The 13,942-nt window shown below is 68.8% G+C and carries 10 protein-coding genes; 1 reads left to right on the top strand and 9 read right to left on the bottom strand.

Annotated elements, in window-relative coordinates:
- The first annotated feature begins 3 nt into the window (after window positions 1-3).
- Complete coding sequence (locus tag ACFVXC_RS23545) at window positions 4-1,626, top strand: beta-N-acetylhexosaminidase (protein WP_389908135.1); 1,623 nt, start codon at window positions 4-6, stop codon at window positions 1,624-1,626.
- Between the two features lie 73 nt (window positions 1,627-1,699).
- On the opposite strand, the gene ACFVXC_RS23540 is transcribed toward ACFVXC_RS23545, so the two are convergent.
- The 9 genes from ACFVXC_RS23540 to ACFVXC_RS23500 all read right to left on the bottom strand — a co-directional run bounded on the left by ACFVXC_RS23540 (window position 1,700) and on the right by ACFVXC_RS23500 (window position 13,888).
- Window positions 1,700-3,466, bottom strand: a complete 1,767-nt coding sequence (locus ACFVXC_RS23540; RefSeq protein ID WP_389908133.1) for an IucA/IucC family protein — start codon at window positions 3,464-3,466, stop codon at window positions 1,700-1,702.
- The gene (locus ACFVXC_RS23535; protein WP_389908131.1) at window positions 3,463-4,023 is read right to left on the bottom strand and encodes a GNAT family N-acetyltransferase; all 561 of its coding nucleotides are present in this window, start codon (window positions 4,021-4,023) and stop codon (window positions 3,463-3,465) included. Before ACFVXC_RS23535 ends, ACFVXC_RS23540 begins: the two co-directional genes overlap by 4 nt.
- Window positions 4,020-5,321, bottom strand: a complete 1,302-nt coding sequence (locus ACFVXC_RS23530; RefSeq protein WP_389908129.1) for a lysine N(6)-hydroxylase/L-ornithine N(5)-oxygenase family protein — start codon at window positions 5,319-5,321, stop codon at window positions 4,020-4,022. Before ACFVXC_RS23530 ends, ACFVXC_RS23535 begins: the two co-directional genes overlap by 4 nt.
- Window positions 5,305-6,753 (bottom strand): pyridoxal phosphate-dependent decarboxylase family protein, encoded by a 1,449-nt coding sequence (locus ACFVXC_RS23525; protein ID WP_389908127.1) that lies wholly within the window; start codon window positions 6,751-6,753, stop codon window positions 5,305-5,307. Before ACFVXC_RS23525 ends, ACFVXC_RS23530 begins: the two co-directional genes overlap by 17 nt.
- 187 nt (window positions 6,754-6,940) lie before the next feature.
- Entirely contained in the window at window positions 6,941-7,987 is a 1,047-nt protein-coding gene (locus ACFVXC_RS23520; protein WP_389908125.1) for an ABC transporter substrate-binding protein, read from the bottom strand.
- A 166-nt stretch (window positions 7,988-8,153) separates the two neighbouring features.
- Window positions 8,154-9,308 (bottom strand): acyl-CoA dehydrogenase family protein, encoded by a 1,155-nt coding sequence (locus ACFVXC_RS23515; RefSeq protein ID WP_383277534.1) that lies wholly within the window; start codon window positions 9,306-9,308, stop codon window positions 8,154-8,156.
- Between the two features lie 7 nt (window positions 9,309-9,315).
- Complete coding sequence (locus ACFVXC_RS23510) at window positions 9,316-10,281, bottom strand: hydroxymethylglutaryl-CoA lyase (protein WP_389908123.1); 966 nt, start codon at window positions 10,279-10,281, stop codon at window positions 9,316-9,318.
- Window positions 10,278-12,236 carry an acetyl/propionyl/methylcrotonyl-CoA carboxylase subunit alpha gene (locus tag ACFVXC_RS23505; RefSeq protein WP_389908121.1) on the bottom strand — a complete coding sequence of 653 codons (1,959 nt, stop codon included), beginning with the start codon at window positions 12,234-12,236 and terminating at the stop codon, window positions 10,278-10,280. Before ACFVXC_RS23505 ends, ACFVXC_RS23510 begins: the two co-directional genes overlap by 4 nt.
- 35 nt (window positions 12,237-12,271) lie before the next feature.
- The gene (locus ACFVXC_RS23500; protein ID WP_389908119.1) at window positions 12,272-13,888 is read right to left on the bottom strand and encodes a carboxyl transferase domain-containing protein; all 1,617 of its coding nucleotides are present in this window, start codon (window positions 13,886-13,888) and stop codon (window positions 12,272-12,274) included.
- Window positions 13,889-13,942: the final 54 nt, after the last annotated feature.

The following is a 13,942-nucleotide window of genomic DNA, read 5'->3' as shown; positions in this document are numbered from 1 at the left end:
CTCGTGAGACAGCACCACAGATCGACCCGCCTGTTCGGCTCGTTGCTGCTCGTCGCCGCGGCCGGATTCTCGTCCGTGGCCGCCGCGCCGGGCGGCGGCGACGGCGTGAAGGAGGCAGCCACGGCCACCACCCCGACCCCGCTCGGCCAGGTGATCCCGGCCCCGGCGTCCACCGACCCCGGCGGATCCCCGTACGAGATCAACTCCAAGACCCGCATCAGGGTCGACGACTCGCGCGACGCGCACCGGATCGGCAGCTATCTGGCGGGCGTCCTGCGTCCCTCGACCGGGTACTCCCTGAAGGTCACCGACGACGACGGCCGCGACGGCATCCGGCTGCGGCTGAACTCCAAGGACAAGTCCCTGGGGAACGAGGGCTACCGCCTGGAATCCAAGCGCGGCTCCCTCACCATCACGGCCCGCAAGCCCGCCGGGCTCTTCTACGGGGTCCAGACGCTGCGGCAGCAGCTGCCGGCCGCCGCCGAGAAGAAGACCAAGCAGAAGGGCCCGTGGCTGGTCGCGGGCGGCACCATCAAGGATTCGCCCCGCTACGAGCACCGTGGCGCGATGCTCGACGTGTCGCGGCACTTCTTCTCGGTCGACAAGGTCAAGCGCTACATCGACCAGATGTCGCTCTACAAGGTCAACAAGCTGCATCTGCACCTGAGCGACGACCAGGGCTGGCGCATCGCCATCGACTCCTGGCCCAGGCTCACGACGTACGGCGGCTCCACGCAGGTCGGCGGCGGCAAGGGCGGCTACTACACGAAGGCCCAGTACAAGGACATCGTCCGGTACGCGGCATCGCGGCAGCTCGAAGTGATCCCCGAGATCGACATGCCGGGCCACACGAACGCCGCGCTCGCCTCGTACGCCGAGCTGAACTGCGACGGCGTCGCGCCCCCGCTCTACACCGGCACCGAGGTCGGCTTCAGCTCGCTGTGCGTGAAGAAGGGCGTGACGTACGACTTCGTGGACGACGTCATCCGCGAGATCGCCGCACTGACGCCCGGCAGGTACATCCACATCGGCGGTGACGAGGCGCACTCCACCAGCCATGAGGACTATGTGACGTTCATGAACAAGGTGCAGCCCGTGGTCGCCAAGTACGGCAAGACCGCGATCGGCTGGCACCAGCTGACCGGCGCCACACCCGCCAAGGGCGCCATCGCGCAGTACTGGGGGTACGACGCCACCGGCGCCGCCGAGCGCGAGCAGGTCGTCAACGCGGCGAAGAACGGCACCAAGCTGGTCCTCTCGCCCGCCGACCGCTCCTACCTCGACATGAAGTACGACAAGGACACCCCCCTCGGCCTGTCCTGGGCGGGCTACGTCTCGGTCCAGCGCAGCTACGACTGGGACCCGGGTACGTACCTGAAGGGCGCGCCCGCGGACTCGATCAAGGGTGTCGAGGCGGAGCTGTGGTCGGAGACGCTCTCGACCTCCGCGCACATCGAGTACATGGCGTTCCCGCGGCTGCCCGGCATCGCCGAGCTCGGCTGGTCGCCCGCGTCGACGCACGACTGGAACACGTACAAGGCGCGGCTCGCCCAACAGGGGCCCCGCTGGGACGCGTTGGGCATCGGCTACTACAAGTCGCCCGAGGTGCCCTGGCCCGGCAAGTAGTCACGCACGTACGTACATGAGTGGGGCTCCCGGGGACCGTCCCGGGAGCCCCACTCGGCTCATGGATGTCCGGCTACGCGATCGGGTTCTTGAGCGTCCCGACCAGTTGCAGCGCACCCGCCGGGTCGGCGAGGTCCACCATCTGCTCGTTGTCCCGCAGCTGGAGCCGGTTCAGGCAGGACCGCGCGAACTCGGGGGCGAACATGTCGTACTGCTTGAACTTGTCGGCCAGTTGGGGCGTGGCCTCCTGGTACGTCGTGACGCACTCGGTGACGGCGCCCCAGAACGTCTCCTCGTCCACCAGGCCCTCGCTGACGAGGTTCGCGGACAGGAAGCGGAAGAAGCAGTCGAAGACGTCCGTGAAGATGGACAGGAGCTTCTGGTCGTCGGGGACCTCGACCCGCAGCCGTTCGACCGCGGGCGGGAGCACCGCGTCGGGGTCCATGACCGCGATCTCCTCGGCGATGTCCTTGAAGATCGCCCGCTGTACGACGCCGTCCTTCAGGACCAGGATGACGTTCTCGCCGTGCGGCATGTAGACGAGGTCGTACATGTAGAAGCTGTGCAGGAGCGGCGTCAGATAGGCGTGCAGATAGCCGCGCAGCCACTCGGCGGGGGCGAGTCCGGAGCGCTCGATGAGGGCGCCCGCGAAGGACGCGCCTTCGAGGTCGGTGTGCAGCAGCGAAGCCATCGTGGCCAGTTGCTCGCCCTCGGCGAGCGTAGGGACGGGGCTCTCGCGCCACAGGGCCGCGAGCATCTTGCGGTACGGGGAGTAGCGGTCGGTCGCGGCCTCGTACTCCAGGTGGCGGTAGCCGACGGCCGCGCGCTCGCGGATGATCGTGAGGCCCGTCCCCTTCAGGGTCTCGTCGGTGTCGATGAGGTTCGCGAGCCAGTCGTTGATCGCCGGGGTCGCCTCCATGTACGCGGCCGAGAGCCCGCGCATGAAGCCCATGTTGATGACCGAGAGGGCCGTTTTGACGTAGTGCTTGGCCGGGTCGCTCGTATTGAAGAACGTACGGATCGACTGCTGGGCCAGGTACTCGTCGTCGCCCTCGCCCAGGCAGACGAGGTGCCGCTGGGCGACCTCGGCCGCGAAGGTCACGGAGAGTTTGTTCCACCACTGCCAGGGGTGGGCGGGGATCAGGAGGTAGTCCTCGGGGTCCAGGCCCTGGTCACGGAGTTTGTGATCGAAGCGGTCAAGGGTCTCCGGGCCGAGCTCGGCCCGGAAGAACGACTCGTAGTCGATGCCGGCGCCCGCGGTGAACGCGGCGCGCTCCTTGCTCGCCGCCAGCCACACGAGGCGTACGGGGCTCGCCGTCTCGGGAGCGTACGAGAGGTACTCGTGCACGCCGAAGCCGAGCCGGCCGTTGTTGGCGACGAAGCAGGGGTGGCCCTCGGTCATGCCCGTCTCGATCTCCTGGAAGCAGGAGCGGGTGAGTTCGGCGGCCGGGATCGCGGGCTTGGTGAGTTTGTAGCAGGTGCCGGAGAGCGTGGAGGAGATTTCCTCCAGGTAGACCGGCAAGATCTCGTCGCTCAGGCCGAGGGCCGTGCGCAGCTCGATGAAGAAGTCGAGTGCGTTGAGGGGGAGTTCGGTGCCGTCGCGGTGCCGGGATATGGACTCGGAGTCGACCTGCCAGTGGTCGAGCCGCAGGCGTTTGGCGGTGAAGCGGTAGCGGGTCAGGGCGTCGTCGCTGCGGATGACGTACTTGTCGTCGCCCAGGGGCTCCGGGGTGAAGAGCCGCTCGTGGGAGAACTCGGCGATGGCTTTGCGGATGAGGAGGCGGTTGGCCTGCTCCCAGCGCTCGGGGGAGAGGTGCGCCGTTGCGTCGGACAGGGTCATATCGCCGATTCCCTTTCGCGTACTGCTTCTTCGAACTGCTCGCGGGTGCAGAAGCTCAGGAGAGCTCTTTTCTCCGGCTTCTGGATGACTTCGGACGCGCGGAACCCGACGGCTTCGTTGAGGGCGTGGACGGCCGTATTGTCGATGTCGGGTTCGACCACCACGCGCGCCGTCGCCGGGTCGGCGAAGAGCGTCGCCATGACCTTGGTGATCACGTCCCGGGTGAAGCCGGGTATGCGGACGTCGGACGGCGCGGTGAGGAAGTGCATGCCCACGTCGCCGGGCTCGGGGTCGTAGAGACCGACGAGTTCGACGTATCTGGGGTCGTAGCGCTCCATCAGGAAGGCGGGAACGCCTTTGTGCAGGCCGATGAAGGCGTCGTGGTGCTCGGCGGCGGCGATCGCCATGTACTCGCGCTCGACGTCCGGGAGCGTCGCGTCCTGCATCATCCAGAACGAGGCTTTGGGGTGGGTGACCCAGCCGTGCAGGAGCTCGGCGTCCTTCAGCGGGTCGATGGGGCGCAGCGTGAGCTCTGCGGGGGCGCTGGGGGTGCTCATACGGAAAACTCCTGGAACGCGATGGACTTCTCGACGGGGTAGTACTCCGCGCCGAGCAGCTCACCGATGATGTACGCGTTGCGGTACGGGCCCATGCCCAGGTCGGGGCTGGTCAGGGAGTGGGCGTGCACGGCACCGTTCTGCAGGAAGATGCCGCGTCCCGTGGTGTCGATCGAGTAGTTGCGGGCGACCTCGAAGCGGCCCCGGCCGTCCCAGCGGATGCGGTCGCGCACCGGCTCCAGGAAGTCGGGGGTGGCGTACTGGTAGCCGGTGGCCAGGATCAGGCCCTCGGATTCCAGCTCGAAGTCCTTGCCCTGTTCGTCCTGGCGCAGGCCCAGGGTGTAGGTGCCGTTCTCGTGACGCGCGCTCTGCAGCGAGGAGTTGGTGAGCAGACGCGTCGGCACCGGGCCGCCGAGGTTCTTCTGGTAGAGGAGGTCGAAGATCTCGTTGATCAGGTCGCCGTCGATGCCCTTGAAGAGCGTCTTCTGCTGGTCCTGGAGGCGGTAGCGGGTGGCTTCCGGCAGCGCGTGGAAGTAGTCGACGTACTCCGGAGACGTCATCTCAAGGGTCAGCTTGGTGTATTCGAGCGGGAAGAAGCGCGGGGAGCGCGTGACCCAGTTGAGCTTGTAGCCGTGGACGTCGATCTCGCTCAGGAGGTCGTGGTAGATCTCGGCGGCGGACTGCCCGCTGCCGACGAGCGTGATCGACTCCTTCCGCTGGAGCTCCGGCTTGCTCTGCAGATAGCGGGAGTTGTGGATGAAGTCCCCGCCGAGGTCCGCGCAGGCCTCGGGGATGTGCGGCGGGGTGCCGGTGCCCAGGACGAGGTGGCGGGCCCGGAAGGTGTCGCCGGTGGAGGTGTGGACGACGTACAGCTCATCGGCGTATGTCACCTCGGTCACCGTCGTGCTGAAACGGATCGAGGAGAGTTTGGCCGCGGCCCAGCGGCAGTAGTCGTTGTACTCGGTGCGCAGCGGATAGAAGTTCTCGCGTATGTAGAACGAGTACAACCGCCCCGCTTCCTTCAGGTAGTTGAGGAAGGAGTAGGGGGACGTCGGGTCCGCGAGGGTGACGAGGTCCGACATGAACGGGGTCTGGAGGTGAGCGCCCTCCAGGAACATGCCCGAGTGCCACTCGAAGTCCGGCTTGGACTCCAGGAAGAGGCCGCTGAGCTCGTCGATGGGTTCGGTCAGACAGGCGAGGCCGAGGTTGAAGGGGCCCAGTCCGATACCGATGAAGTCCAGGGGTTCCACAGGTTCCAGGGGTTCCAGTGGTTCTCGGTGATCAGGAAGCGCGGTCAAGGGTCTCTCCCAGGTACTGCTCGGCGTGGCCGGCGATCAGATCGAGGACGGCCGTGATGTCGGCGACCGTGGTCTCGGGGTTGAGCAGGGTGAACTTGAGGTACTGGCGGTCACCGACCTTGGTGCCCGCGACGACGGCGTCACCGGAGGCGAACAGGGCCTTGCGGGCGTACAGGTTGGCGTGGTCGATGGCGGAGGGGTCGCAGATCGACTCGGGTATGTAGCGGAAGACGAGCGTGGAGAGCTGGGGCTCCACGACGACGTCGTAACGGGGGTCGGCGGCGAGCAGCGCCCAGCCCTCGTCCGCCATGTCGCACACGGAGTCGAAGAGCTCGCCGATGGCGTCGGCGCCCATCACCCGCAGCGTCATCCACAGCTTCAGGGCGTCGAAGCGCCGCGTCGTCTGGAGGGACTTGTCGACCTGGTTGGGGATACGTTCCTGCACCATGCGGCGCGGGTTGAGGTACTCCGCGTGGTACGTCGCGTGACTCAGCGTCGACCGGTCGCGGACCAGGACGGCGGAGGAACTCACCGGCTGGAAGAAGGACTTGTGGTAGTCGACGGTCACGGAGTCGGCGCGGTCGATGCCGTCGATGAGGTGCCGGTTCTTGAGCGAGGCGAGCAGACCGCAGCCGTACGCCGCGTCGACGTGCATCCAGGTGTTGTACTGCTCGCAGAGTTCGGCGATCTCGGGGAGCGGGTCGATGGAGCCGAAGTCGGTGGTGCCCGCCGTGGCGACGACCGCCATGGGGGTGAGGTCGTTGTCGCGGCAGCGCTCCAGTTCGCGGGCGAGCGCCACGGTCTGCATGCGCTTGTTGTGATCGGTGGGGATGACGATCACGGCGTCCTCGCCGAGGCCAAGGAGGGTCGCGGCCTTCTGGATGCTGAAGTGGCCCACCTCGGAGGCGAAGATGCGCAGCCGCGCGGCGGGCTGTCCCGACTTGGCGGCCTCCTCGCGGGCGAGCAGCATGGCCTGGAGGTTGGACTGTGAGCCGCCGCTCGTGAAGACGCCGTCGGCGGCCGGGCCGAGCCCGATGCGGTCGGCGGTCCAGTCGATGAGACGGCGTTCGATCAGTGTGCCGCCCGCGGATTGATCCCAGGTGTCCAGGGAAGAATTGACCGCGGAGAGCACTGCCTCGCCGAGCACGGCCGGAATGACGACCGGGCAGTTGAGGTGCGCGAGATAGCGGGGATGGTGGAAGTACACGGCGTCGCGCAGGTAGAGCTCGTCGAGCTCGTCCAGGGCGGCGATGGTGTCGTGCAGGGGTTCGTCCAGGTCGACGGCCTCTATGCGGGGCGCGAGATCTTCGACGGAGACGCCGGTGAAAGGGCGTGAGGTGGTGGCGATTCTGGCCGCCACCCGCTCGACTCCTTCGGTCACGGAGCTGCGGTAACGCTCCGCGGTGGTGTCGTTGAGCAGGTGCGAGCGCATGAACTTCCTCTGGGTGAGGGGACTTGGGGGAAGTGAGGTAAGCCTAACCTAACTACCCCTGTGGATAAACCCAGGGGGGTCTGGTGATCACCATGAGGCAGGGAAACGGAACGACCCTCTCCGGAAAATGGAACAGCCCTCTCCGAAATGTGGAGAGGGCTGTGCTGTGCGGGCCTCGGACGGAGGGTCAGCTGACCTTCTTTGCCTTCTCGATCGCGTCGGCGAGGTCCTCAAGGATCGGGGCGCACTTGTCGTACGAGTAGATGGGCTCGGTGACGCGCGGGATGACCTGGCCGGCCTTGACCGCGGGCAGCTTCGCCCAGGTCGGCTTGGACTTGTCCAGGTCGGCCGGCTGGAGGGCGGAGGTGCGGTTGTCCATCATGATGACGTCCGCGTCGTGCGAGTTGACGTTCTCCCAGCTCAGGTTCTCGAACCAGCCGCCGCTCTCCTTCTTGGAGCTCTCGGACGGCTCTACGAAGTTCACGCCGAGGGACTTGAAGTACTCCAGGTCGGCGGAGAGGTTCGTCCCGGAGACGTAGAAGATGTCCTGACTCGCCGAGCCGACGAGGACCTTGATGTCCTTGTTCGCCTTGGCGACCTTGCGCAGCCGCTCGGCGGCGGCCTCGAAGCGCTTCTTCGCCTTGACGACCTTGTCGGCCTTCACGTCGGCGCCGAGCGACTCGGCCAGCGAGAGGAGGCGCTGGAGGGGCTGGGTCATCTGGCGGTCGTAGACGCTGACGCCGACGCTCGGGGCGAGCTTGAGGATCTTGTCCTTGCTCTCCTCGGGGACGTACCAGAGGGTGCCCGCGTCGTCGAACATCGTGGAGACGAGGAGGTCGGGGGTGAGGCCCGCGTACTTCTCGATGTTGAACTGACCCCATTCGTTGCCGAGGATCGTCAGCTTGCTGATGTCCATGTCACCGGCCTGGACGTCGGGCTTGCCGCTCTTGGTCTTCGTCGGGCCGAAGACGCCCTTGACCTCGACGCCGTAGTCGAAGAGCGCGGCGGCGACGCCGGTGAAGGCGACGATGTTCTTCGGCGTCCCCTCGCTCTTGGCGGTCTTGCCGCGGTCGTCCTTGAAGCTCCAGGGGCCCGAGTCCCCGGAGTCCGCCGACGTGCCCGAGCCGTCCTTCTTCTCGTCCCCGCAGGCTGCCAGCAGGGCCGTGAGGCCGAGGGCGCCGCCGGCGGCGAGAAGGCCGCGGCGGGAAGGCTGAGGGAGGCGGGCGTTGGGCATGAGGATCTCTGCTTTCGTGAGGACGGCGGCGGTTGGCCACTGGCCGGAATCAGCGCTTAGGCTAACCTAACCTAAGCGAATGTCCAGTGGCCCTCGCGGTCGCCTTCCCACGGGCGGGGCTGCTATCCGGGCTGTTGTCCCGGGCGGCTTCCCCTGTGCCGCGCCGTTATCCCGCGAAGCCCAGCTCCCTGGCGATCAGCATGCGCTGGACCTCGCTGGTCCCCTCGCCGATCTCCAGGATCTTGGAGTCCCGCCACATACGGGCCACGGGGTACTCGTTCATGAAGCCGTAGCCGCCGTGGATCTGCGTGGCCTCGCGGGCGTTGTCGACGGCGACCGTGGAGGAGTAGAGCTTCGCGATCGCCGCCTCCTTCTTGAAGGGTTCCCCGCCGACGAGACGCGATGCCGCGTCCCGCCACCCGACCCTGGCCATGTGCGCCCGCGTCTCCATGTCGGCGATCTTGAACTGGATCGCCTGGTTCGCCCCGATCGGCTTGCCGAAGGCGTGCCGCTCCTTGGCGTACTTCACGGACTCGTCGACGCAGCCCTGCGCGAGGCCCGTCGCCAGCGCGGAGATCGCGACCCGGCCCTCGTCGAGGATCCGCAGGAACTGGGCATAGCCGCGCCCCTCCTCACCGAGGAGGTTCGCCGCCGGGACCCGAACGTCGGAGAAGGCCAGCTCGCGGGTGTCCGATGCGTTCCAGCCGACCTTCGAGTACGGGGCCGCGACCGTGAACCCGGGTGTCCCCGACGGCACGATGATCGAGGAGATGAGGGGACGGCCGTCCGCCTTGCGGCCGGTGACGGCGGTGACCGTGACCAGGCCCGTGATGTCCGTGCCGGAGTTGGTGATGAAGCACTTGGAGCCGTTGATCACCCACTCGTCGCCGTCCCGCACCGCGGTCGTACGGGTGCCGCCCGCGTCCGAGCCGCCGTCCGGCTCGGTCAGGCCGAAGGCGCCGAGGAGTTCACCGGAACAGAGCCGGGGCAGCCACTCGCGCTTCTGCTCGTCCGTACCGAAGAGGTGGATCGGCATGGCGCCGAGGGAGACGCCCGCCTCCAGGGTGATCGCCACGGAGGAGTCGACCCGCGCCAGCTCTTCGAGCGCGATGCCGAGGGCGAGATAGTCGCCTCCCATCCCGCCGTACTCCTCGGGGAAGGGGAGGCCGAACAGGCCCATGCGGCCCATCTCACGGACGATCTCGTACGGGAATTCGTGGCGTTCGTAGAGGTCGCCGATCTTCGGGGCGACGACGTCGTGCGCGAACGCCTCGACGGTGCGGCGGAGTTCCTCGTGCTCGGGGGACAGACGGTGGTCCATCGTTCTCTCACTGCTCCTGGTGGGAGGTGCCCGTCAGGGCACGGACGGTGCGGGACGGGCTGGGTCGGCCCAGTTGTTCGGCCATCCACGCGCTGGTGGCGGTGAGGCGGCCGAGATCGACGCCGGTCTCGATGCCGAGGCCGTCGAGCATCCATACGAGGTCTTCGGTGGCGAGGTTTCCGGTGGCGCTCTTCGCGTACGGACAGCCGCCGAGGCCGCCCGCCGACGCGTCGACCGTGCGCACGCCGTGCTGCAGGGCGGCCAGGGTGTTGGCCAGCGCCTGGCCGTACGTGTCGTGGAAGTGCACGCCGATGCGGTCCGTCGGCACGCCCTCCTCGTTCAACTCCGCCAGCAGGGCGAGAACATGGCCCGGTGTGGCCACGCCGATGGTGTCGCCGAGGCTCAGCTCCTGGCAGCCCATGTCCACCAGGGCCTTCGCGGTGCGGACGACCTGGGCGATGGGCACCGGGCCCTCCCACGGGTCGCCGAAGCACATGGAGAGATAGCCCCGCACGTGCACCTTCTGCTCGCGGGCGCGTGCCACGACCGGCTCCGACATCGCGAGGGCCTCGCCCATCGTGCGGTTGAGGTTGGCCTTGGCGAAGGACTCCGTGGCGCTGACGAAGACGGCCACGCCGCGGGCGCCGAGCGCGAGGGCGCGGTCAAGACCTCGGGCGTTGGGCACGAGGACCGGGAGCTTGGCCCGCGCGTCCCGCTCAAGGTCGCTCACGAGCGGGAAAAGCTGCTCCGCGTCGGCCAGTTGGGGCACCCACTTGGGATGCACGAAGCTGGTCGCCTCGATGGTCGTGAGGCCCGCGGCGGCCAGGCGGTGGATGAACTCCGCCTTGATCTCCGTGGGGACGAGCGCCTTCTCGTTCTGCAGGCCGTCCCGGGCGCCCACTTCATAGATGCGGACGCGTGGCGGCAGGTCCTGGGTGGGGACGGCCATGGGGAGCGCCGTGGGGAGCGTCATTTCTCCTCCTGCGGGACCTCGGGGATCACCACGGCCAAAATCTGGTCCATGGCGACGGTCGAGCCCGGTGTGACGTCGAGTTCGCTGACGGTGCCCGCGTGCGGGGCGGAGATGACGTGTTCCATCTTCATCGCCTCCACCACCAGGAGGCTCTGGCCCTGGGCCACTTGATCGCCGGTGGAGACCTTGACGACCGTGACGGTGCCGGGCATGGGGGCGGTCAGGGCGTCGGCCCCGCTGTGGGCGGCGCCGGTGAGGCTCGCCGCCACCGGGTCGTGATCCTGTACGTGCCAGGCGTCGCCGTCCCGGCCGAGCCAGTCGGCGGCGCGGTGGAAGGTGTGGGCGATGCCGTCCACGTGGACCGTGACGCGGCCGGGCTCCACGGTGTGCGGGCCCTCGCCCGTGATGTGCCCGACGGGGTCGTGTCCCGGCACGCGGAGGTGGTGCGTCAGCGGGGCCGGGGTGCCGCCGAGGCGCCAGCCCCTCGGCACCGAGAACGGGTCACGCCAGCCGTCGCCGGTGGGTTCGAGGGCGGCGGTGCGGACGGCCGCCGCCGCTTCGTACACCTCGTCGGGCACGCCCTGGGGGACCAGGCTCTCCGCCTCGCGCTCCACGAGGCCGGTGTCCAGCTCGCCCGCCACCACGGCCGGGTGCGCGAGCAGCCTGCGCAGGAACCCGGCGTTCGTCGGCACCCCGAGAATCACCGTGTCCGCGAGCGCCGCCCGCAGCTTGCGCAGCGCCGTCGGCCGGTCGGGCCCGTACGCGATGACCTTCGACAGCATCGGGTCGTACAGGCTTCCGATCTCCGTGCCCTCGCTCAGCCCGGAGTCGGTCCGCACGCCGTCGCCCTGCGGCTCGTGCAGGGCGAGGACCGTGCCGCCCGACGGCAGGAAGCCGCGTGAGCCCGCTTTGACGGACACGGTCTCGGCGCAGACGCGGGCCTCGATCGCGTGCCCGGTGAGCGTGACGTCGTCCTGCCCGTACGGGAGTTCCTCCCCGGCGGCGACCCGCAGCTGCCACTCCACCAGATCGATGCCGGTGATCAGCTCCGTCACCGGGTGCTCCACCTGGAGCCGCGTGTTCATCTCCATGAAGTAGTACGAGGCCGGGTCCTTGCCCGGCACGATGAACTCCACCGTGCCCGCGCCCGCATACCCGCAGGAGCGTGCGGCCTGGACCGCCGCCTCGCCCATCGCCGCGCGCGTGGCCTCGTCGAGGAGGACGCTCGGGGCCTCCTCGATGATCTTCTGGTGGCGGCGCTGGAGCGAGCACTCGCGCTCGCCGAGGTGGATCACATTGCCGTGGCCGTCCGCCAGGACCTGGATCTCGATGTGCCGGGGGCGGTCGATCCACCGCTCCACGAGCAGCGTGTCGTCGCCGAAGGAGGACCGCGCCTCGCGGCGCGCGGCGGCGATCTCGTCCGCGAGCAGGGCGGCGTCCCGCACGAGCCGCATGCCCTTGCCGCCGCCGCCCGCCGAGGGCTTGAGCAGCACCGGCATGCCGATGTCCCGCGCGGCGTCGGCCAGTTGGGCGTCGGTCAGGCCACTGCCCGACGATCCGGGGACCACCGGGACCCCGGCCGCCTCGACCGTCTCCTTGGCGCGGATCTTGTCGCCCATCAGGTCGGTCGCCGATGCGGGCGGCCCGATGAAGACGAGGCCCGCGTCCGTGCAGGCCCGTGCGAACTCCGCGTTCTCCGCGAGGAAGCCGTACCCGGGGTGGACCGCCTGGGCGCCGCTGCGGGCCGCCGCGTCGAGCAGGCGCTCGGCCGACAGATAGCTCTCGGCGGCCGGCGGCGGACCGAGGCGCACGGCCGTGTCGGCCTCGCGCACATGCCGGGCGTCCGCGTCCGCGTCGCTGAACACGGCGACCGAGCGCACGCCGAGCGCCCGCAGCGTCCGGATCACGCGGACCGCGATCTCGCCCCTGTTGGCGACCAGAACGGTGTCGAACATCGTCCCTCTCCTGCTGAAGTCAGTCATCGTCCGCCTCACATCCGGAAGACGCCGAAGCCGGGCTCGCCCAGCGGGGCCTCGGCACAGGCGGTCAGGGCGAGGCCGAGGACCTGCCGGGTCTCCATGGGGTCGATCACGCCGTCGTCCCAGAGGCGCGCGGTGGCGTAATAGGCGTTGCCCTGCTGTTCGTACTGGGCGCGGACCGGTTCCTTGAACGCCTGCTCCTCCGCCTCCGACCACTGTTCGCCCCGCGCCTCCAACTGGTCGCGCTTGACGGTCGCGAGGACCGACGCGGCCTGCTCGCCGCCCATCACGGAGATCTTGGCGTTCGGCCACATCCACAGGAAGCGGGGGGAGTAGGCACGGCCGCACATGGAGTAGTTCCCCGCGCCGTACGAACCGCCGATCACGACCGTCAGCTTCGGCACGCGCGTGCAGGCCACCGCCGTCACCATCTTGGCTCCGTGCTTGGCGATGCCGCCCGCCTCATAGTCCCGGCCGACCATGAAGCCGGAGATGTTCTGCAGGAAGACGAGGGGGATGCCGCGCTGGTCGCACAGCTCGATGAAGTGGGCGCCCTTCTGGGCGGACTCGGAGAAGAGGATGCCGTTGTTCGCGATGATGCCGACCGGGTGGCCGTGGAGGTGGGCGAAGCCGGTCACCAGGGTCTGGCCGTACTCCGCCTTGAACTCGGCGAAGCGCGAGCCGTCGACCACGCGCGCGATGACCTCGCGGACGTCATAGGGGGTGCGGGAGTCCGTCGGCACCGCCCCGTACAGCCCGAGGGGGTCGACCTTGGGCTCCTCGACCGGGCGGACGGACCACGGGGGTTCGGCGCGGTCCGGGAGCGTGGAGACGATCGTCCGCACGATGCGCAGCGCGTGCGCGTCATCCTCCGCGAGGTGGTCCGTCACTCCCGAGACCCGGGAGTGGACCTCGCCGCCGCCCAGCTCCTCGGCCGTCACGACCTCGCCGGTCGCCGCCTTCACCAGAGGGGGGCCGCCGAGGAAGATCGTGCCCTGATCGCGGACGATCACCGCTTCGTCGCTCATCGCGGGGACATACGCCCCGCCCGCCGTGCACGAGCCGAGGACGGCCGCGATCTGCGGGACGCCCGCTCCGGACATCCGCGCCTGGTTGTAGAAGATCCGCCCGAAGTGCTCGCGGTCCGGGAAGACGTCGTCCTGCATGGGCAGGAAGGCGCCGCCCGAGTCCACCAGATACAGACAGGGGAGGCGGTTCTCCAGCGCGACCTCCTGGGCGCGCAGGTGCTTCTTCACCGTCATCGGGTAATACGTGCCGCCCTTGACGGTGGCGTCATTGGCGACGATCACGCAGGTACGCCCGGAGACCCGGCCGATCCCCGCGATGACTCCGGCGGCCGGAGCATCCCCGCCGTACAACCCGTCGGCCGCGAGCGGTGCCAGTTCGAGGAAGGGCGAGCCGGGGTCGAGCAGCGCGTCCACGCGGTCGCGGGGCAGCAGCTTGCCGCGCGCGACATGGCGGGCGCGGGACCGCTCGCCGCCGCCGAGCCTGGCCGCCGCGAGCTTGGCCCGCAGGCCTTCGACGAGGGTGGTGTGCGCCGCCTCGTTCGTCCGCCATGCTTCGGACGCGGGATCAGCCGCGCTCGCGAGGACCGGTGCCTGCAGCATCAGTCGAGCCCCCTTGCTCGGTTAATGAGCGTTAACGTATCGCGTTCAGGTTAA

Source organism: Streptomyces sp. NPDC058257 (assembly GCF_042881845.1).
In the GTDB taxonomy this organism is placed as follows: Bacteria; Actinomycetota; Actinomycetes; order Streptomycetales; family Streptomycetaceae; genus Streptomyces.
This window is presented reverse-complemented; position numbering and strand designations above follow the sequence as displayed.